At 46.5% G+C, this 21,771-nt stretch carries 13 protein-coding genes and 1 tRNA gene; 10 read left to right on the top strand and 4 right to left on the bottom strand.

Features of this window, described 5'->3' with window-relative positions:
- Positions 1–188: 188 nt before the first annotated feature.
- Genes ACQY3H_RS01185 through ACQY3H_RS01175 form a run of 3 tightly spaced genes read left to right on the top strand, consistent with a single transcriptional unit; the run spans position 189 to position 10,543 of the window.
- On the top strand, positions 189–9,392 hold the full coding sequence (locus tag ACQY3H_RS01185; RefSeq protein ID WP_428074009.1) for an SDR family NAD(P)-dependent oxidoreductase: 9,204 nt from the start codon (positions 189–191) through the stop codon (positions 9,390–9,392).
- 2 nt (positions 9,393–9,394) lie between these two features.
- Positions 9,395–10,018, top strand: a complete 624-nt coding sequence (locus ACQY3H_RS01180; RefSeq protein WP_428074007.1) for a 4'-phosphopantetheinyl transferase family protein — start codon at positions 9,395–9,397, stop codon at positions 10,016–10,018.
- Between the two features lie 48 nt (positions 10,019–10,066).
- Positions 10,067–10,543, top strand: a complete 477-nt coding sequence (locus tag ACQY3H_RS01175) for a type IV pilin protein (RefSeq protein ID WP_428074005.1) — start codon at positions 10,067–10,069, stop codon at positions 10,541–10,543.
- A 5-nt stretch (positions 10,544–10,548) separates the two neighbouring features.
- Here ACQY3H_RS01175 and ACQY3H_RS01170 read toward each other — a convergent pair whose 3' ends face one another.
- Entirely contained in the window at positions 10,549–11,070 is a 522-nt protein-coding gene (locus ACQY3H_RS01170; protein ID WP_428074003.1) for a type IV pilin protein, read from the bottom strand.
- 123 nt (positions 11,071–11,193) lie between these two features.
- On the opposite strand from ACQY3H_RS01170, the gene ACQY3H_RS01165 reads away from it, so the two are divergent.
- From ACQY3H_RS01165 to ACQY3H_RS01155, 3 genes are all read left to right on the top strand, one after another.
- Positions 11,194–12,798, top strand: a complete 1,605-nt coding sequence (locus ACQY3H_RS01165; protein WP_428074001.1) for an acyl-CoA carboxylase subunit beta — start codon at positions 11,194–11,196, stop codon at positions 12,796–12,798.
- Positions 12,799–12,927: 129 nt separating this feature from the next.
- Positions 12,928–14,085: a sigma-70 family RNA polymerase sigma factor gene (locus tag ACQY3H_RS01160; protein ID WP_428073999.1), complete on the top strand. Its 1,158-nt coding sequence runs from the start codon at positions 12,928–12,930 to the stop codon at positions 14,083–14,085.
- Positions 14,086–14,091: 6 nt separating this feature from the next.
- Positions 14,092–14,165: transfer RNA gene (locus ACQY3H_RS01155), tRNA-Arg, on the top strand.
- A 223-nt stretch (positions 14,166–14,388) separates the two neighbouring features.
- On the opposite strand, the gene ACQY3H_RS01150 is transcribed toward ACQY3H_RS01155, so the two are convergent.
- From ACQY3H_RS01150 to ACQY3H_RS01140, 3 genes are all read right to left on the bottom strand, one after another.
- Positions 14,389–14,940: a type IV pilin protein gene (locus ACQY3H_RS01150; RefSeq protein WP_428073997.1), complete on the bottom strand. Its 552-nt coding sequence runs from the start codon at positions 14,938–14,940 to the stop codon at positions 14,389–14,391.
- A 453-nt stretch (positions 14,941–15,393) separates the two neighbouring features.
- On the bottom strand, positions 15,394–16,287 hold the full coding sequence (gene ispE / locus ACQY3H_RS01145) for a 4-(cytidine 5'-diphospho)-2-C-methyl-D-erythritol kinase (RefSeq protein WP_428073995.1): 894 nt from the start codon (positions 16,285–16,287) through the stop codon (positions 15,394–15,396).
- Positions 16,284–17,423 (bottom strand): toxin-antitoxin system YwqK family antitoxin, encoded by a 1,140-nt coding sequence (locus tag ACQY3H_RS01140; protein ID WP_428073993.1) that lies wholly within the window; start codon positions 17,421–17,423, stop codon positions 16,284–16,286. The genes ispE and ACQY3H_RS01140 overlap by 4 nt, the downstream gene beginning before the upstream one ends.
- Positions 17,424–17,542: 119 nt before the next feature.
- On the opposite strand from ACQY3H_RS01140, the gene trxA reads away from it, so the two are divergent.
- The 4 genes from trxA to coaE are packed head-to-tail and all read left to right on the top strand — an operon-like array spanning position 17,543 to position 21,726.
- Positions 17,543–17,863, top strand: coding sequence for a thioredoxin (trxA, locus tag ACQY3H_RS01135; RefSeq protein ID WP_428073991.1), 321 nt, complete (start codon positions 17,543–17,545; stop codon positions 17,861–17,863).
- 11 nt (positions 17,864–17,874) lie between these two features.
- Positions 17,875–18,525, top strand: a complete 651-nt coding sequence (locus tag ACQY3H_RS01130) for a hypothetical protein (protein ID WP_428073989.1) — start codon at positions 17,875–17,877, stop codon at positions 18,523–18,525.
- Positions 18,526–18,580: 55 nt separating this feature from the next.
- On the top strand, positions 18,581–21,160 hold the full coding sequence (gene polA, locus ACQY3H_RS01125; protein ID WP_428073987.1) for a DNA polymerase I: 2,580 nt from the start codon (positions 18,581–18,583) through the stop codon (positions 21,158–21,160).
- The gene (gene coaE, locus ACQY3H_RS01120; protein WP_428073985.1) at positions 21,157–21,726 is read left to right on the top strand and encodes a dephospho-CoA kinase; all 570 of its coding nucleotides are present in this window, start codon (positions 21,157–21,159) and stop codon (positions 21,724–21,726) included. Before polA ends, coaE begins: the two co-directional genes overlap by 4 nt.
- The last annotated feature ends 45 nt before the right edge of the window (positions 21,727–21,771 follow it).

Here is a 21,771-nt window from a genome sequence, read left to right as displayed (position 1 = left end):
TTACGAGTGAAAATTAACAAAAATTAAGTTTTTTTCCGCAAAATTCTTTTTCAAAAGCATTAAAAACCTAATAAGACAAATTAGGTTTTGTCAAGTCCTAACCTGAAAAAATGTGGTAAAAATTGTTTTGTCCTTGCTAAATTTAATAAAATATATCTAACTGGAATTTTGAGAAACAGGGAGAAAAAATGACAAATAAAAACCTTGAACCGATTGCCATTATTGGTATTGGCGCCGTAATGCCGGAGGCACTTAACAAAGATGAGTTTTGGAATAATATTCAAACCGGGAAATATTGTATTACCGAAATTCCCGCGTCCTATTGGGATTGGCGGCTCTATTACAGTCCCGATCACAAAGCCGAAGACAAACTCTATTCCAAAATCGGTGGCTTTATCCCTGCTTCCTTCAAATTTAATCCCTTAAAATACCGCATTCCGCCGCAAATTGCCAAACAAATGGACACCGTCCAACATTTGGCTATTGAAACCGCTAACATGGCCTTGGAAGATGCGGGATATACCCAAAAAGAATTTGACCGCAACCGTACCGCTGTGATTATCGGTAACTCTATGGGCGGTATGAAAAATGACCGTTCCAACTTGCGCTTAAACCGCCCGGTCTATTATGAAATTTTGAAAAATACGCCCACCTACCGCGCTTTGCCGCCGGAAACCGGAAAGAAATTATTAGATGAAATGGAAGATGGCGTTCATGCTAATTTTATGCCGGTAACCGAAGACTCTATGCCCGGCGAACTCGCTAACGTCATTGCGGGGCGCGTGGCTAACGTGTTTGATTTACACGGCACCAACTTTACGGTAGATGCCGCGTGCGCTACTTCTTTAGCGGCGGTAGATCAGGCCGTTAACGGGCTGCGTATGGGCAATTTTGATATGGCCCTTGTCGGTGGGGTAGATCAAATGATGGCTCCGGCGTCCTATATCAAATTTTGTAAAATCGGGGCGCTGTCCGAAAACGGTTCTTGCCCGTTTGATGCCAAGGCCGACGGATTTGTGATGGCCGAAGGCGCGGGTATGGTCATCTTGAAACGCTTGTCCGACGCTGTTAAAGACGGCGACCGCGTATATGCGGTGATCCGCGCCGTAGGGGCTTCTTCCGACGGTAAAGGCAAAGGCATTACCGCGCCTAACCCCAAAGGGCAAAAAATTGCCGTAGAAAAAACTTTTGAACAATTAGATTACACCCCCGGTGATGTGGGTTTATTAGAAGCCCATGGTACCAGCACGCGCGTAGGCGACGCGGTAGAACTTACCGCGCTTAACGAACTGTTTGCGCCGTATGCTAAACCGGGCACGATTGGTCTGGGCAGTGTAAAAAGCCAAATCGGTCACGCCAAAGCGGCGGCCGGTATTGCGTCTTTAATTAAAACCGCACTCGCCTTACACCACAAAGTATTGCCGCCGTCTGTCAATTTTGTAACCCCCAATCCGGCGGTAGATTGGGCCACCAGTCCGTTCCGCGTTATTACGCAAGCACAAGCATGGCCGGATGGAAAAATCCGCCGCGCTAACGTATCCGCCTTTGGTTTTGGCGGCACGAACTTCCACGTAGCCTTGGAAGAAATGAACGATAATTTACTTCATAAAGAACCGGTCGCTGTTCAAGCGGCGGTAACCCCCAAACAGGAGTCTGTAAAAATGAATAATTCGTATATCTTGCATGTCCCCGGAGAAAAAATCCAAAGTGATGTACTTACTTTTTCCGCACCGACAAAACAAGAATTATTTAGCGTTTTAGACCGCGCCTTGTTGGCGGTCCAAAGCGATCCGACGTATTTACCCAGCATTTCCTACAAAAATCATATCGCCAAACCCCAAAAATTTGCGGTAACGATTAACGTAGAAAACCCGGATAAACTCAAAGAAAAAATTGAATTTTTTAAGAAAACCGCTTCTTCGCAAGATGTGTGGACGCAAGAATCCTTATACTTGCGCATGAAAGGTATTTATCCGTTTACTCCGACGGAAATTAAACCCAAAGTCTGCTTTATGTTCCCCGGACAGGGCTCGCAATATGTGGACATGATGAAAGATTTGGCGTCTAAATACAAAATTGTCCAAGATACCTTTGATGAAGCCGACAAACTTTTAACCGAAATCATTGGGCAAACCTTGACCGAAACTTTGTGGAGCAAACCCGGTGAAACGAAAGAACAAATTGCCGAGCGCGAAGCCGCTATCAAACGGACCGAAATGACGCAACCGGCTGTGCTTACGGCCGACATCGCTATGATGCGCTTGCTTTCTTCGTTTGGTATCCGCCCCGATGTAGTCATGGGGCACAGTTTAGGCGAATATGCCGCCGCAATTGCCGCGGGAATTTTTGATTTTGAAAACGGCTTAAAGGCTGTTTGCACACGCGGAAAAGTGATGAGCGAAATTCGCGTAGAAGATAACGGCAAAATGGCTTCTATCGCCGCTCCTGTGGAACGGGTAGAGCCGGAACTTTCGCGCGTAAGCGGATATGTGGCAGTAGCCAACAAAAACTGCCCGACGCAAACGGTAATTGCCGGTGCATCTAAATCTATTGATGACGCCATTAAGATGTTTACCGATATGGGTATCCAAGCTGTGCAAATTCCTGTTTCGCACGCGTTCCACTCGGATATTATTAAACCGGCTATGCCGCAATATCGCGCCTTCTTAAACACGCTGAAATTTAACTCGCCCAAAATGCCGATTACCACGAACGTAACGGCTGAGTTCTACCCCAGCGATCCCGAAAAAATCAAAGATTTAATGGTCACGCAAATTTCGCACTCGGTGGAGTGGATTAAACAACTTAAAACCACTTACGATTCCGGCGTACGTTTATTTGTGGAATGTGGCCCCAAACGGGTGCTTTCCGCACTTGCTTCCAATACGCTGGCGGATAAAAAAGATATTAAAGTGCTCGCTTCCAACCATCCCAAAAAAGGCGGTATTGTGGAATTTAATGACTTGTTTGCCAACTTGATTTCTTCCGGTATCCACATCGATTGGACGGGAACCGATATCTTTGGGCAAAACACCACCTACAATCCGGCGTTTGTCGGTTGGGTGACCGGCAATGCTACACCGGTAGAAAAGAGTTTAGGGGAAATGCCCGTTTCCTTTGCCGTAACGCCTGCTAAACCGGCTGCAGAAATTCCGGCCGAAAAACCGCAAGCAGCCCATACAAATGATCGTGCCGATTTACACAAATCGGTTGTTATCAGCGGTATTGCCGCAGGCGGCCCCGGCAGTTGGGATAAGATTTTCCGCGAAGGTATTTTGGATGAAATTTTATCCGGTCGCAATATGATTGAGCCCGTTTCGTCCGAGACGCAACAAAAACAAATTGATAAACATGTAGAATTTGTCATCAAATCGCCGGACGGAAATCACCGCATTGAACGCCTTACTTCCGCTTCTCAAGCCATTAAATTATCGGCCAAAGGCGGAGCGTTTGATTTGGAAAAAGAATTTGGTTTGCCCGCTAAATGGGTACGCTCTATGGACCGCAGTTTCCAACTTGCTATTGCGGCGGGAATGTTAGCCTTAAAAGACGCCGGCATTCCGTTAGTTTTATATTATAAACCTACTTCTACGGGCGGTTATTTACCGGATCGCTGGGGCTTACCGGCGGATATGATTGATGAAACCGGTGTTATCTTTACCTCGGCTTTCCCGGTAGCCAACAGCATGATGGGGGACTTAACTAAACGCGTTACCGGACTCCTTAATAATAAGACGGCTAAAGAAGTTCGCGCATTCTGTGACAAATTTATCTCCCAAATTGCCGACCCGGCTCTAAAAGCGGAAATTGAAGAATGGTATCAAACCACTTTTAAGGATAAAGAAATTGAACCGCAAGCGTTCACCTCTGAATTTATCTTAAAGACCATTATTATTGCCCATTGTCACTTCTGTCAATGGATTCGTGCCCGCGGCCCGGCGACGGCCATGAGCGCGGCGTGCGCTTCTACCGCACAAGCCGTATCCGTGGCGCAAGATTGGATTAGACTGGGCCGTTGTAAACGTGTCATTGTCATTAGCGCAGATGATATCACGAACGACAATGTGTCCGAATGGATTTTAACCGCGTTCTTGGCTTCCGGTGCCGCCACGACCGAAGGTGACGTGACAAAAGCGGCCTTGCCGTTTGATCGCCGCCGCAACGGTATGATTGTCGGCATGGGGGCTGTTTCTTTGGTGGTAGAAGAAGAAAGCGAAGTTATCAAACGCGGTATGAAACCGTTAGCCAAATTACTCGCTACCGAAATTGCCAACAGCGGTTTCCATGTAACGCGTATTGATGTCAATCACGTGGCTAAAGTGATGAACCGTTTAGTGGCGACTGCGGAAAAAGAATATAACTTAAACCGCGCCGATATTGCTAAACAACTCGTTTTCATTTCGCACGAAACTTATACGCCCGCACGCGGTGGTTCCGCCAGTGCCGAAGCATATGCCTTGAAATCTACATTTGGCGAAAACGTCAGCAAAGTGATCGTCAGCAATACAAAAGGTTTTACCGGTCACTCTATGGGTGCCGGACTTGAAGATGTTATTGCCGTGCGTTGCTTAAGTACCGGACTTGTTCCGCCGATTGCCAACTTTAAAGAAGCCGATCCGGAACTCACCGGTATTACCTTAAGTAAAGGCGGTCATTACGATTTTAAATATGCGCTTCGTTTAGCGGCAGGTTTTGGCTCGCAATTAGGTATGACTTTGTTAGAAAAAGCATGGCAAGAAGGCGAGCCGCGCATTTGCGATGAGGCCAAACATGCTGCTTGGCTCAAACAAATTTCAGGTCAAGAAAGCCCGGTGTTAGAAGTGGTGCAAAACACCTTGCGCGTCAAAGACAATTACCGCCATGGCGTAAAACCGTCCTTAGTAATGGAAGGTTCGCAAGCCTTTGTGGATAAAGTTAACACAGTTCACACCGCGCCTGTAACTCCCGCGCAAGTAGCCCCGGTGACTCCGGTACAAACTCCGGTCACTGCGACGCCTGTTACTGCGGCGGTAACGCCTGTGGTTGCTCCCGCGCCCGTTGCGCCGAAATCATTAGATGAAGCGACCGTTACCAAAGAAGTGGTTAATATGGTAGCGGAAAAGACAGGCTATCCGGAAGACATGTTAGACCTTGATTTGGATATGGAAGCCGACTTAGGTATTGATACGGTTAAACAAGCCGAATTGTTTGCCGCAATGCGCGAACACTACGGCATGACGGCTACGCAAGAAGGTATCCAACTCAAAGATTATCCGACGATTAGACACTGTATTAAATATGTAATTGCCAATGCGGGTACTCCGCAAGCAACGGCAACTGCGCCTGTTTCCGCTCCGGTACAAACCGCAGTAGAAACGCCGGTGCAGGCGGCCCCTGTCACGCCGACTCCCGCTCCGTCTGCAACACCTGTTTCCGTTCCTAAAGTATTAGATGAAGCCACGGTCACTAAAGAAGTGGTTAATATGGTAGCGGAAAAGACGGGCTATCCGGAAGATATGTTAGACCTTGATTTGGATATGGAAGCCGACTTGGGTATTGATACGGTTAAACAAGCCGAATTGTTTGCCGCGATGCGCGAACACTACGGCATGACGGCTACGCAAGAAGGTATCCAACTCAAAGATTACCCGACGATTAGACACTGTATTAAATATGTAATTGCCAATGCGGGTACTCCGCAAGCGGCGGCAACTGCGCCTGTAACTCCCGCGCAAGTAACCCCGGTGATTCCGGTACAAACTCCGGTGACTCCGGTCGTAACGCCGGCAACTACATCCGCGCCCGTTGCGCCGAAATCCTTAGATGAAGCGACCGTTACCAAAGAAGTGGTTAATATGGTAGCGGAAAAGACAGGATATCCGGAAGATATGTTAGACCTTGATTTGGATATGGAAGCCGACTTGGGTATTGATACGGTTAAACAAGCCGAATTGTTTGCCGCAATGCGCGAATATTACGGTATTGTTGCGCAAGACGGTATCCAACTCAAAGATTATCCGACCATTAGACATTGTATCCAATTCGTATTAACGCATGCGATGGGGGCTGCCTCTTCCGCGCAATCTGCCCCGACCGTTTCTACTTCTGTAACACTTACACCTGTGGTAACTCCGGTTGCGGAACAACCTGTTCAAACTCCGGTTGAAACCGTCGCTGAAACACCCGTGCAAGCAACGCCCGCTCCGGTGCAAGTAGCCCCGGCTGTTTCTCCGTTAGCGGTTGCTCCGGTTGCTACCTCGGCGTTAGATGAAAATACGGTTACCAAAGAAATCGTCCAAATGGTAGCGGAAAAGACGGGCTATCCGGAAGATATGTTAGATCTTGATTTGGATATGGAGGCCGACTTGGGTATTGATACCGTTAAACAAGCCGAATTGTTTGCCGCGATGCGCGAGCATTACGGTATTGTTGCGCAAGAAGGTATCCAACTCAAAGATTACCCGACGATTAGACACTGTATCAATTTTGCCTTGTCGCATACCGCTGCCGCGCCTACGGCACAAACGGCTGCGCCTGTCGAGCAAGCGCAAACCCCGGTTGAAACTCCGGCTACTCCGGTAGTTACCCCGGTACAAACGGCAACGGTAGAGCCGACTCCCGTGACACAAACCCCTGTTTCGCAAGGATCGGCGCTCCCGGAAATTCATGTGGAAAAAGTGGAAGAAGCCGTTCCGTCTGCCGGAGAAATCGGTAAACCGACGGAAGAAATGTTGACCACTAATCCCACCGCTCCGGTGCAAGTACGCGAATCATTAGCCGAACGGCCCGAGCGCGAAGGATACGCCGGAGAACACTGCCACGAAAAGAAACTGCGTCATGTAACGGTAGTGGCTCCTGCGCCTTTGTCCGTGCGTGAAAACCGCCGGTTGTCCAAAGACCGCACGGTTCTTATCTTTGCCGATAATGCCCAACTTATTAAAGCATATCAGGAAGAATGTAAAGAACTCGGTGTGAAATATCATATTTTCACTACTCTTAAAACGCGCAGCAAAAATACGACTATTGTAAATTGGGAATCGTATGAAGAAACAGAAGCCGCACTCAAAGAGTACGCACAGGAAGATCCCAACGTGCAAGGTATTGTGTATTTGCTCGGCGCGAACGTCAAAAAGTTTGACAAAAAAGTCAGCCCGCATAACGAATTAACTAAATACGTAATGCCGCTGTTTATTGCCTTGCGTGTGTTTGAAAAAGGACTCGCCAACCGCACGGATGCCGATACATTCTTTGCCGTAAATACCAAGATTGACGGTACGTTCGGTTACACGACCAAAGATGAGTTTAACCCCATTACGGGTGCCTTGTGTGGCGGCACAACCTGTTTCCGCCGCGACGTGTACGAACACACCGGAGCGATTGCTAAATTGTTAGACTTTGAACCGACTGTCACCCCCGATGAAATGGCTCAAAAAACCATGGATGAAGTCTTGCATGGCGATATGCGCCTGATGATCGGTACGCGCGGTGGCGAACGGACGACGATTTTATCCGTTCCTGTTCGTTTGGACAGAAGTGTCAAACGGTGTGATTTAACCGGAAAAACGATTATATTTACCGGTTCGGGCCGCGGTATCGGAGCAATGCTGGCTCAAAAAATCGCTGCCCAATATCACAGCAAAATTATCGTATTAGATATTATTGAACTGCAAGAAAAAACACCGTTATGGGCCAAAATGAACGAAGCCGAACTGGCGATGCTCAAAAAGCAGTTATGGGAAGAAATGAAAGCCGATACCACTAAGCGTGCTACCCCGGTGATGTTAGAACGGGCGTTTGGGCGCGTGAAAGATTCGGTGACTCTCTATAACAACTTGCAAAAACTGCGCGATTTGGGCGCGGAAGTGGAGTATTACCATTGTGACGTAACCAACAGTTCCATGGTCAAAGAAGTCTGCACGAAAATCAAAGCCAAAAACAGCCGTGTGGACGGACTTATCCACTTTGCGGGGTTGGAACGCTCTAAACTTATTTACGATAAAGATCCGGCGGAATATTACCGTATCTTTGACGTAAAAGCCACCAGTTTTGCTCTGTTCCTTGCTAATAATATCGTGCGTGACGGTGGGTTCTTCGCATTTGCCTCATCTATTGCGGGTAAATACGGTAACCTCGGTCAAAGCGATTATGCAAGTGCCAACGACTATTTAGCCAAATCAGCCTTCTCGCTGACCAACCAAGGCTACCGCGCCATTGCGATTGCCATGAGCGCTTACAAAAATGTCGGTATGGGGGTGCGCGCCGGTGTAGAACAATTCTTACGCGCTAACGGCGTGGACTTTGTGGACCCCGAAGACGGTATGCAGATTTTCTTAGACGAAATCGTTTATGGAACGGTACCGGAAATCGTACTGACGGGCGCTCTCGGTAACTTGGATTGGGACCACCAACTCCGTACGGAAATGGATGAAATCGTGCCGTCCGGTGCCGGCAACACGCTTGCGCCTACGCCGACGACTTCCACTCCGTCCGCAACTACTCCGGTCAACAATACGCCGGCCCCGTCGGTGGCTCCTACCGCGTCTGCTAAACCCGATGTTTCCAAAGCCACACATTTTTTGGGAACGGTAACTGCGGTCACTCCGGGGGCGGAAATCCATACGGAAAAGGAATTTAATTTAGAGTCCGACCCGTATTTAGCCGACCACGCTATTGAAGGCACCCCTTATGTGCCAGGTGTCATGGGCATTGAAACCTTTGTCCAAACCGCTACGGCATTAACGGGCCATGTCCCGCACGGGTTGAAAGACGTCCATTTCTACTTGCCTATTAAACTCTTGCGCCGTCGCCCACAAGCGGTGCGCGTCATTGGTAAAGTGCAAGGGGCAGACGTAAATATGGAAATTGAGTCTGACTTTATCAATAGCAAAGGAATTAAAATGGGTAACACCCGCCGCCATTTTACAGCCCATACGTTAGCAAACTTTGTTTCTACGTGGGATAATGTAAAAGCCGCCGCGTTGGCGAACATACACGATCCAGTCAGTGTAAGTAAAGAAGAAATCTATAAAAAGTATTTCCATGGGCCGTCGTTTCAAGTGTTGGGCGGTATATTGCGGGTAGATACAACGGGTTCTTTGGCGTTGTATAATACCACACCGCGCCCCCAATGGCTTGACGGGCCGCGCACGCTACTGGCTAACCCAATGTTGATTGAAGCCGCGTTCCAATGCTGTGGTTTCCAAGATATGACGGTAGAAAACAAAATGACGCTTCCCGATGCAATTGATGAAGTGGCTATTTTGAAAAATGAACTTCCGCCTGCGCAGTTGTATTTGTATGGCGTCAGCCGCGGTTATACGGCAGACGGCAAAACATCCCACGATGCGTACGTCTTTGACGAAAAAGGCGACGTGTGGGTGGAAATCCACGGGTACAAGGCTATCGGCCAGTAAACATGGCGTACCAATTAGAAGTAGTTGATTTAACACACCTGCCCCCGGCAGACGCTATATTAAGCCCGCAAGAGCAAACGTATTTTGAAACGTTACGTTTCCCCAAGCGGCGTAGCGAATGGCTCGGGGGCCGGTTTGCGTTAAAACAACTGGTGTCGCGTGCGTTAGATAAGGCCGATTTGCATACCATAGAAGTATTACCGCAAGAGAGCGGCAAACCTACTTTAACAGTGGGGGAAAAAACGGTTTCTTTGGCATATAGCATTACGCACAGTAACGGATTTGCGGTGGCGGCTGTCAGCGCGGATGAAAAACTGATCGGTATTGATTTGGAAAAAATAGAACACCGTATTGCCGCATGGGCGACCGATTTTTTCCATCCGGACGAACTGACCGAAAATAGCGACGAATTTTTAACTGCGTTATGGACACAAAAAGAAGCCCTTGTTAAATTACTGGGCACCGGGCTTTCTTTGCGTAGTAACGAAGTGTGTATGGTCGCCGGAAAGCCGCGCTTTGCGGGGCGTGCGTTGGAAATTTATAAATCTCTCGGCGAGCCGGAAATTACCGTTAAAACCGATAAATGGCCTACCGGGTTTATGTTTTCCGTGGCGGTGGGAAAATAGACGGTTTGTTGATGTTTTTTAGTATTATATTTTTATAGAGGTAAATATATGAAACAAATATCAAGCCGTTTAGGCGGATTTACACTCATTGAACTTTTAGTGGTAGTTTTAATTATCGGCATTTTGGCGGCGGTGGCATTTCCACAGTATCAAAAAGCCATAGAAAAATCTCATTTGGTGCAAGCCGTTACCATGGTCAGATCCATCGTTCAGGCCGAAGAAGTTTATCATTTGGCCAACGGACAATATACCGGCCAGGTAGATGAGTTAGATCTGTCCGTCCCTTCCAATCCGGATTTTGCCGTAGCCATTCATAGTACTAATACTTCTGTCATGCATATTCAGGCAGAACGACGCAAACTCGGAAATTCCGGACGTTGGTACATTATTTATTATATGGCACGCGGAACATATGATTGTGTGGCTGCGGCGAGCGATACCAAAGCCAATGACTTTTGCAAAACCGTAGGCATCGACAAGGTCACTTGTCCGGAAAGCGGTTATAACTGCTACGCCTTGCGCTAATCAGATCAGAACTTATACCAGTATTGCCCGGTTTGGCTTTGCCGGGGAGCGTTATTGCTGGCGTGTTTGCACAGCGTGATACCTAATTCGCTGTTTTGGGGAGTAAAGCAAAGTCTGGCTCCGGCATGTGCATGGGCGTTATCAAAAGAAAAAGTCAAATACAGATGTTTGGAAGCCGCCGCCCCGTCATAGGCTAAACGTGTGTCCCAGGCCGATACCGATTCCCAATTTGATCCTTCTATATATGAATTTAAATTCAAGCCCCATCCGGCGGCATTTGTAATGGTTGTATTATTTACAGTTCCTTCCAAATCAATATCCAGTTCTGACCAATTGGCTGTATATTGTCCGTTGGCCATATAGTATCTTTCTTCGGCTTGTTTTACTGCGTTAGCCAGCGTGACTAGTTGCGTCATCCGTGCTTTGGCTACCGCCACCTTATATTGCGGCAAGGCTACACTGGCCAAAATGCCGATAATTAAAACGACTACTAATAACTCAATAAGCGTAAAGGCTTGGTTATTCATAAAATGCTCCTTACTGTTTTTACTATTATATCAATATTCTTATTTATCCGGATAAAATAGAAAGCGTTTTTGGTTGTATTCCCTTTTTATTTAGTAAAATATAAATATAGTAACGGAGGGAATATGATAGAACTTTTTGAAGACCCGCGGCTAGATAAACCGTCTAATGATCCGGCTCCGGAAAGCCTTATAAAATTCAGACAAATTTCCCAAGATGCGCTTAAAGGCGCGGGCGAAGCACGCATCAAAGCCCAAAAAGATAAGGGCAAAATGACCGCGCGCGAACGTATTTCTTATCTATTAGATAAAGACAGTTTTTTTGAAATTCAAAGTTTGTTAGAAACTTCTTGTACCGACTTTGGTGTTAAAGATAAACACATCAAAGGGGATGGCGTCGTCACCGGGTTTGGTCGTATTAACGGGCGCGAAGTGGCTTTGTTCGCGCAAGATTTTACGCAACTGGGCGGCTCACTCGGTTTAGCACACGCGCGCAAAATTGCCGATATTATGGACAAAGCCATTGAAGCCAAAATCCCGATAATCGGACTTTTTGACTCCGGCGGTGCGCGTATCCAAGAAGGGGTGGACAGCCTTAACGGATTCGGCGAAATCTTTTATCGCAACGTAAAAGCGTCTGGTGTGATTCCGCAGATTTCTGTAATTTTAGGGCCTTGTGCGGGTGGCGCGGCTTATTCGCCGGCGCTTACCGACTTTATCTTTATGGTGGACGGTATCAGCCATATGTTTATTACCGGGCCCAGTGCCGTCAAAGCCGCTACCGGTGAAGAAGTAGATTTTGATTCTTTAGGCGGCAGCAAACCGCATAGCGAAAAAAGCGGGGTGTGCCAATTTGTCGCCAAATCAGAACAAGATTGTTTCCGCCAAGTGCGCGAACTTTTATCGTTCTTACCGCAAAACTGCGAAGAAAGTTCGCCGTTGCAAACTACCAGCGATGTCACCGACCGCAGTGTGCCGGTGTTAGAGCGGATTTGCGAAATGGACCCGAAAAAAGCATTTCGTATCCACCACGTTATTTGGCGCTTGGCTGACGATTTCGGCTTCTTTGAAATTCACCAAAATTTCGCTAAAAACATTGTAACGGGTTTTATTCGGTTGGCGGGCCACGTCGTCGGTGTGGTGGCTAACAACCCGGCGCATTTGGGCGGCGCGTTAGATTGCGACGCCAGCGATAAAGCGGCTCGCTTTATCCGGTTCTTAAATGCATTTAATATCCCGCTTTTGACGTTAGTGGATACAGGGGGATATTTGCCCGGTGTCGCCCAAGAACATGGGGGAATTATCCGCCATGGTGCAAAACTTTTGTATGCCTATTCCGAAGCCACTATCCCGAAAATTACGCTCGTGTTGCGTAAAGCCTACGGCGGTGCGTATATTGCGATGGGTTCTAAAATCTTAAAAGGCGATTTTAACTTCGCTTTCCCGAGTGCCGAAATTGCCGTGATGGGGCCGCGCGGCGCGGTGGAAATTTTATATTCCCGCGCTCTCAAAGCGGAAAAAGACCCCGCCAAACAAGAAGAACTCAAAATCAAAATGACGCAGGAATATTCGGACAAGTTCGCCTCGCCTTACCAAGCGGCGACGAACGGTTCTATTGACGAAATTATTGAGCCGGCCGAGGCGCGCAGTAAAATTATCCGCGCGTTTGCGGTCTTGCGTACGAAACGCGATCCGAAAAATCATCCCAAACGTGGGAATATCCCGTTGTAACATCCGGCGGGTTTAACTTGCAAATATAGGGGCGCCACTTAATAAGCCGGCGCCCTTTTTTTGTCCTTTGTGCTTTGTGGGTGTTTAAGGTAAGGTGGCACAGCGGAAAAAATTTGATATGATATGAATATGGAACAAGCAGATTCTTTAGACAGTGCCAACGAATATTTTAAGCAACTTGGTAAAATTACCCGCGAAATTGACCGCGCGGAAACTTCTCGCCTTTGGACGTTAGCCAAAAAAGGCGATAGCGCCGCCAAACAACAAATTTTGGAAAGTAATTTACGGCTCGTCGTGCCGACCGCCAAACGCTTTTTGCGTCCGGGCATGGAGTTAATGGATTTAATTGAAGAAGGAAACTTAGGGTTGTTGCAAGCGATAGAAAAATTTGATCCGTCTAAAGGATACCGTTTTTCCACCTATGCCGTGTATTGGATAGAACAATATATCCGCAAATATATTGAAGAACAGTCGGGTTCTATTAAAATTCCGTCACATGCGTGGGGAAATTTGAAAAGGTGGTTCCGCGCGTGGAATGAATTAAAAGAAGCCAACGGACGGGATCCGTCCTTGCAAGAAATGGCGAAAGAATTAGATTTATCCGCCCGGCAAGTCAAATCTATCATGGATACGTTGCAGGCGGCCAAAGGGATTGATTCTTTGGCAACCGTAGTGTATGAAGAAGATGAAATGACGCTGGAAGACGTGCTTAGTGACGACGGCAAGGGCAACCCGCATGATGTGTTTGTTAAACAGGAAGATCATAACCGTATTAAAAAAAGTATGGCGGACTTAAATGACCGCGACCGCCAAATTATCATTATGCGTTATGGGCTTGATGATAACGAACCAAAGACATTAGGCGAAGTGGCAGACGTGCTTGGATTATCGCGTGAGCGTGTGCGCCAAATTGAAGAGCGTGCCGTCGGTATTTTACGCCGCGAAGCGATAAAGGCCGGTATTTTAGAAGTTTCAACGTCGGACTTTCGCACCCGTAAACTTCATGCGGCTATGAAACCTCATATCAAAACAAATATCTTAGGTGAAGAACGCCCGCAAGGGGCTCTGGCCAAATTGCTAAAGAAAGCCAAAACGACGATGGCCAAAAAAACAAAATCTGCTTCCAAAAAGACTTCTAAAAAGGTTGTTAAAAAAGTAAAGCCGAATAAAAAAACTGCCAAAAAGGCAGTAAAAAAAGTGGCTAAAAAAGCAACCCGCAAGCCAACTAAAAAAGTGGTTAAAAAAACCGCTCGTAAAACGGGACGTCGCCGTACTTCTAACAAATAATTTCACGCCCCCGTAGCTCAATTGGATAGAGCGATTCCGTCCTAAGGAAGAGGTTGCGAGTTCAACTCCCGCCGGGGGTAAAAATAAAAAGCCCGCCTAGGCGGGTTTTTATTTTTTGTCCCGGAGCACACCAACTGCTTGGTGTGTGTCGGGAGTTGAAAGGCGCAGCGATGTTTTTGTTTGAGCGTGCGGTAGCCGCGAAAGGCAAAAACCGCGAGCCCGGCCTGCAGGCATTTTGTGTTAGCAAAATGACCGGAAGGCAACCTCCGCCGGGGGTATTTCTGCGGTTTGTCGCTTCTGGCATTAGGGCATTTTATAGATTCGGGATGTGTTAGTTTGTACCAAGGTTGCCCCAAATAATTTTTTGCAATATCCCCCGGCCGGCCCATTGTAGGCAATGGTTTCGCCAGAGAGAACTTCTCCACAAAAAATGTCATTTTCCGTTCGCTCGTTTGCTATACTTGTAGCATTTAATGCAAGAGACAGGTAAAATCCTGCACCGGCATACCGTCCTTTTAAGCGGCCCACAAAAAGTTGAGTTTCTGTGTTTGATTGATAAATTTGTACGGACCACTCGCCATTGGAGCGGGTGTCTGTTATCCAATTCGTAAACCATTTTTCATTTCCCGTCCATGGAATTTCTATGTCTAGTTCAGAAAAAGAGGTGGCATAATGTCCGTTACTTAAAAAATAAACTGTTTGCGCTTGTGCCAATGATTTGAGTAGTGTAAGCGCTTGTGTCGCCCTACTTTTTTCAACAGCCTTTTGATATTGTGGCAAGGCGACACTGGCCAAAATACCGATAATTAAAACAACTACTAATAATTCAATGAGTGTAAAGGCTTTCCGATTCATAAAAATTCTCCTTGTTGCTTTTACTATTATGTAAATATTATTATTTTTTTTTTTTGATTTGTCAAGAAGGGCTTTTTAGTTTGGCAAATTGATAAGGCTTTCGAGTCCTAGTCGAAGGCCACGCAGGTGCTGCTTACGGACTCGGCCACAAGTCACCTTACTGACGTGCGGCGCTCGCGGCCCCGCCTCGCCATACTCGCCTTGTGCTTACGCACAAACTCGTATAAGGCTCCGGCTTTCGAGTCCTAACGCAACACCAAGCAGTTGGTGTTGCTGTCCGAGACCATAAAAAAAGAAACCCCTTGCGGAGTTTCTTTTTTTATGGTTTCCGGACTAGGACTCGAACCTAGAATGACTGGACCAAAACCAGTAGTGATACCATTTCACCATCCGGAAGTAAATCTTCCTTACCTATTTATTATACATCAATTTAGCGTGTCGTGTAAAGAAATTTTACTTGCCCGACGTGTAAAACGGGGTGCAAAATACCGTGCGCCCGTAGGCACAGACTTCACGCGACAGTTGTTGCGCTTCGTCTTCCGTCTCCGTTAACGCAAAAACCGTAGAGCCGGAACCGGACATTAGTACCGCTTTTGCTCCCGCCGAGCGTAAATCGTTTAGGGCTTGTTTTACCGGGGCAGAAATGGATGATACGCCACTTTCTAACCGGTTAAACAAAAGCGGTGTCCAGGCGTCCAATTTATTTCCTTCTTTAATACACGAAAGCAATTGCTCCAAGCGGGTGGTGTTCGCTTGAATTTCTGTCGGATTGGGTAACTGAAAATTACCAAATACCATTTTAGTGGAAATAAAAGCGTTGGGATAAATCAGCACGAGCCACGGCAATTGGCCGTTAAATGAAATGGGGGTTAATTTTTCGCCAATGCCTTCACCCAGCAAAAATGTATCATCATACATAAATAACGGCACATCGGCACCCAATTGGGTGGCTAACGGTAATAATTCGGAAATATCTTTGTGAAAAATATCGCAAAGCACGCGCAACGTATTCGCCGCATCCGAGGAACCGCCCCCCAGGCCGGCTCCGGTCGGTACGCGCTTTTGGAGTTTAAAATTTAACCGGGCGGTTAAACCGAAATGTTCTAAAAAACCGCGTGCGGCCCGACATACTAAATTTGTTTCATCGGCACGTAAACGTTTACCTACCGGCCCTGCAAGTGTAAGTGAAATTTCTGTTTTGTCAGCCGGTTGAACCGCAACGGTTAATGTATCGCCCAATTTGATTTTGGCAAACAAAGTGGCCAATTCGTGATATCCGTTAGGCCGTTTACCGGTAACTTCTAAAAATAAATTAACCTTGGCGGGACAAAAGCGGGTATATATCATTTTTTCCTCGATTCATCCGTAGCATAGGCCAAAGCGCCCCAATGATATTCATCGTGGCTGATGAGATTTCCTTCTTCATCATACAAGTTGCGTTTGCCTTCTAATAAGCCATCACTATAAAATTCTTCTAATTCCAATTTTCCGTCGGGGAAGAATTTTTTGCGTTCACCGTCTAACCGTCCGTTGGTATAATTTTCATAAAACCATACTTCACCGTTTTGGAAAAAGCATTGTCGTTGACCGTCCAGTTTTCCGTCTAAATAATTTTCCACATACCACAAGGCTCCGTCGGGAAAGAAAAGTTCCCGTTTTCCATGGCGGCGCCCTTCGGTATAATTTTCTTCACTTTTTTTGCGCCCGCTCGGATAATAAGTAATACGCGGGCCGTTTAATTGCCCGTCGGAATAACTTTCCAAACAACGCAAAGTGCCGTCTTGCTGGGTCAACGTGCGTTCCCCATGCAATCGGGAGTTGCGATACGTACATTTGGCGGTTAACTGTTCTTTGTTGGTTTGTGTAATATAGGTGGCTTCACCTTGCAATAAACCGTCAATAAAGTGTTCGCGGGAGAGTTCTTGTCCGTTATCAGTGTAATGGATCAATTCGCCATTTAATTTATTGTTCTTATAATGCGCCAAGGTAATAATTTGGTCTTTTTCGTTAAATTCTTTTACTTCGCCGTCGGGAATATTGCCCAATAATTCCAACGATGCCCCGTTTGAAGAAACCGTTTCTTCGGCTACTTCTTTCCCGTTACAATAAAACGAGTGCGTGCCTTTAGAAGTTTTCAGGGTTGTCCCTTCGTGGCGCGGGGCGGCTCCAATGGGGGCAACAGGGGTGGCCTTTTCGTGAATTTGTTGCAAAATGCCTTTGGTATATTCTTCACTGAAAGATACCGAGCCGTCTGTTAGGTTGATGACTTGTAACTTTCCATCCAATTTGCCGTTGCGGAAATGTTTTACTGTGGCCGACGAAACCGTAAATTCGTACACTTCTCCGTCGGGCAATGTACCGGTTGTGTTGACGATATTTTGTTCGCGGTCTATAAATTCTTTAGCCACCACGGTGGCGCGGTAATACGTACGATCAGTCGGTGAAGCAATACAAATAAGTTTCTTTTTTTGCGTAGTAGGCATAAATTCTCCCTTGGTTAAAATTGTAGCACATTTGAACGCTATACAAATAATACTTGACAATTCCCTATTCACTTGATAGCCTTTATGTATATAAGCAACTAGCCTAAAATGGGGGAAATATGAGTGAAGTAATTATCAATGACAGCAATTTTGAAGAAGAAGTTCTTAAAGCACAAGGTCCGGTTATGGTGGATTTTTGGGCTACTTGGTGCGGCCCTTGCCGCATGCTAGCCCCGGTAGTGGAAGAATTAGCCGGTGAATATGCGGGAAAAGTTAAAGTATGCAAATTGGATACCGACCAAGGTCCGGAAACAAGCGCCAAATACCGCATTTCTTCCGTTCCGACGATTTTGTTTTTCAAGAATGGGGAAGTAGTGGCTCAAGCCGTTGGTTTGCAATCTAAATCTGCCTTGCAAGAAAAATTAGATGCTTTATTATAGGAGATCACCTTATGAAAAAAATATTGGGAATTGTAATAGGGATACTGATTGTTACGGCAGGTTTCCTATGGGTTAACGCACAGATTACTGGAGGAGTATGTGATGACAAAGGAAACTGTTCTCTTCCATCAAAACGTAATAATCCTTTTTCGAATTTCGGCAAGAAACAAGAACCAGAAAATATACCGGAACTGGAATTCCCAAAATTTACTCATAGTATGTATGAAGAAGATGTGAAAAACGGAAAGAAGAAAATTTACATCATTGCCTTTGTGAAAAACGATAAGAGTTGCGAACACTGTAAAGCTGCCAAGGGTGAGGGGGAACTGTTGGATCAATTAACCCAATATTACAAAAATGATTCGTTGGTTGGGGTATATGTTGCCTATTACAAGGATACTCCCATGACAAACGGGAGATATGTGTATAGCGAATATGCTAGAAAACATCCGGAATCATGTGTGGCCGGCGGGGATGCTCCCGTTTTTGCTTGGTTAACAGCCAATGGTAACAAACAAGTGACACAATTTAGCGAAATCGCCTGCGGATACGACCGAACAAAAGTTGCCCAGTCCATGGCGGATGTTATAGAAGTAATTGAAGCCGTTAAAAAGGCTGCATTTCCGTCAGGTAATTCCAATAACACACGCGCCATACGCTAATCTTCTTTAAGCACCTCGGTTTTGTGCCGGGGTGCTTTCTTTTTCATTCAATTTTATGACCGAATTTTCACCCCAATTTTTTTTGATAGATGCCCATAATTTTCTGCACCGCAATTATCATGCGTTGCCGAAATTGACGACTTCGTCGGGCCAAGAAGTGGGGGCATTGTATGGTTTTGTGCGGTGGTTGCTTAAAATGCTCAAAGAACATCACCCGGCGTATGTGGCGGTCTGTTTTGATTCGCCCGGCGGGTGTGCGCGGCGAAAAGCCTTGTTGCCATCCTATAAAGGCACGCGCAAAAAGCCGGATGATGCGCTTATTAGTCAGTTAAATATCGCGCGTGATTTAGTGTCGCGGTTGGGGCTGGCCGTAGTAGCCAAACCCGGCATTGAAGCCGACGATTTGATGGCTTTTTTGGCGCGCGAAGCCGCCAAGCAACAAGTTCCCAGCGTATTGGCTACCACCGATAAAGACGTCTACCAATTTTTAAACGATTATATTCACATTTGGCCCGCGGGCGGCAAGGACGGCTTTAAGGGACCGGAAGCCGCTAAAGAAAAATTCGGCGTAGAGGTAAATTTTCTGCCGGATTATTTTGCTATTGTGGGCGATGCGGCAGATAATATCCCCGGGGTGCATGGCGTAGGGCCGAAAAGTGCCGTGGAACTTATAGAGAAATTCGGACATTTGGCCGATATTTTGCGCGCCGCCCATAACGATAACCCCGATATCAAGCCCGCGTTAGCCAAAAAATTACTGGCCGGCGAAGGCGAAGCATTACTTTCCAAGCAACTCGTTGTATTTGATTCTAATTTAGATATGCCCTTTTCGTTGGAAGATTACCGCGTGCATATGCCCCAACGGCAAGTATTAGACGATTTATTTGCACAGTACGAGTTCAAAAATTTGTGGGAGTATTTAGATGTGCCTCCTGCTGTTTCGCCCGTTAAAATGCCGGATGGACCGGAACAACAACTTACGTTGTCGCAAGCGTTGGAAAAAGCCACCGCGTTGCCACGGGTGTTTTTACATGCGCAAGAAGAACTCGTTTTGCTCGGCTTATCGGCGCATGAATTTTCTTTGACGCCTATGGCTCAAGTGCAACCGTGGGAATTGGATGCGCTCAAAAAATTGGTCCAAAATGATGCGGTGGAAAAATCGGGGTATGATTTGAAATTGACCTTGCGTGAATTAGATATCAATGCACAGGGGCAAAAGTTGAATTGTTTTGACAGCCGTTTGGCCCGTTATTTATTAAATCCGTCGGGCGATTTGAGTTTTTCGGGGGCTTGCGCGGAGTATTTTTCCGCTCAATTACAGGAAGAAAACCCGCAAGAACTTTTACGCGCGTATAACCGCTATGGGTTTGCCTTACAAGAGATTTTGACGCAAAAACTTAAAGAAAGCGCCCAATACGATTTGTTCCGAAATTTAGAATTGCCGCTGATGTCGGTATTATCGGCTATGGAATACAACGGGCTACGTGTTGACCCGGGTTTTTTGGAAAGTTTCCAAGTGGTTTTGGAAAAAGAAATTGCCCAACTGCAACAGTCTATTGATACCCGTGCGGGATATGCTGTCAATGTCAATTCCCCAAAACAACTCGGCATTTTGTTATTTGAGCAGATGAAAATTCCACCTGTGAAACGTACGAAAACAGGTTATTCTACGGATGAAGAAGTATTGGCCCAACTGGCGCCCAGTTATCCGATTGCCCAAGAAATTTTGGACTACCGCGCCGATGCAAAACTGAAATCTACCTATGTGGATAATCTCTTGCTGTTAGCCGATGAAGAACATAAAGTTCACTCGTATTTGGATCAAACCGGTACGGTAACGGGGCGGTTATCCAGTTCCAGCCCGAACTTGCAGAATATTCCGGTTCGTACGGAAAAAGGCCGCTATTTACGCAAAGCCTTTTGTGCTGCTCCCGGTAATGTGATGCTCAGCGTGGACTATTCGCAAATTGATTTACGCGTACTGGCGCACGAAAGCCAAGACCCCGTCTTGGTGCAGGCATTTTTAGACGGGGGGGACATCCACACGCAAACAGCCGCCCAAGTTTTTGGAGTCATGCCGCTAATGGTAACGGACGAAATGCGCTCTAGTGCAAAGGCCATCAATTTTGGTATCATTTATGGGCAGGGTCCCATGGGGCTTTCCCAAGCGTTAGGCATTTCTTTACGGGAAGCCAAAGAATACATAGATAATTATTTTAAGAACTTCCGGGTAGTGCGTGAGTGGATTGATGACAATATCGCCAAAGCGCGCCAAAACGGATATGTAAAAACTATGTTGGGACATATCCGGTATCTGCCGGAGTTTAATATGGGTATCGGTTCCATGGCATCGTTTGCCCAACGTGCCGCTATTAACACAATTGTACAAGGCGGTTCGGCTGACATTATTAAGAAAGCCATGTTAGATGTGTTTGATGCTTACCGTAATTCGGCCGTAAAAATGACGATGCAAGTGCACGACGAATTGTTATTTGAAGTCCCCGCGGACACGCTTATGCAAACCGCCGGACATATTAAACAGTTGATGCAAAATACCGTTAAGTTGCGCGTTCCGCTGTTAGCGGCCGCCAAGGCGGGTGCCAACTGGTACGAGATGAAAAAAATTCCCTTATGAAAAAACGGCTTGTTGGGCTAACCGGCAGTATGGCCAGTGGCAAAAGTACGGCTTTGCACTGTTTGGCCTCTTGCGGGGCTTATACATTAAGTGCCGATGAATTGGTGCGTGAATTGTATAAGACCGCTCCGGTACGGTGCCGGTTGGAAAAATGGTTTGCTACCACCGATACGGAAAAGATTGCCCGGGAAGTGTTTTCTTCACCTAAAAAGCGCAAACAGTTAGAAGATTTTTTACATCCGCTTGTATGGCAGTTGGCGCAAAAAAAATTAACCGCCGCGCCTGTTTCGTGGGCCGTATTTGAAATACCGCTCTTATTTGAAGCCAAATGGGATGAGCGGGTAGATGTAACCGTTTTAATAACGGCCAGTGCCAAAACTATTACTTCGCGGTTAAAAGCGCGGGGAATTTCATTGCAACAATATCGGGAACGCCGTCAAACGCAACTAAGCGAAGCGGAAAAAATCAGCCGTGCCGATATGGTGGTGTATAACGATGGCACAAAAACCGATTTGGAAATAAAAATGAAACGCTTGTATCAGGCGCTATCAACTTTGTACGCATAAATTAAGGAGTTACTATGGAAGAAACAACCGCTCCGGCCAAGGCCG

Origin of the sequence: Candidatus Avelusimicrobium luingense (genome assembly GCF_902757105.1) — a bacterium.
Classification (GTDB): domain Bacteria; phylum Elusimicrobiota; class Elusimicrobia; order Elusimicrobiales; family Elusimicrobiaceae; genus Avelusimicrobium; species Avelusimicrobium luingense.
The sequence above is the reverse complement of the archived record's forward strand: the minus strand, read 5'-3'. Positions and strand labels throughout refer to the sequence as shown.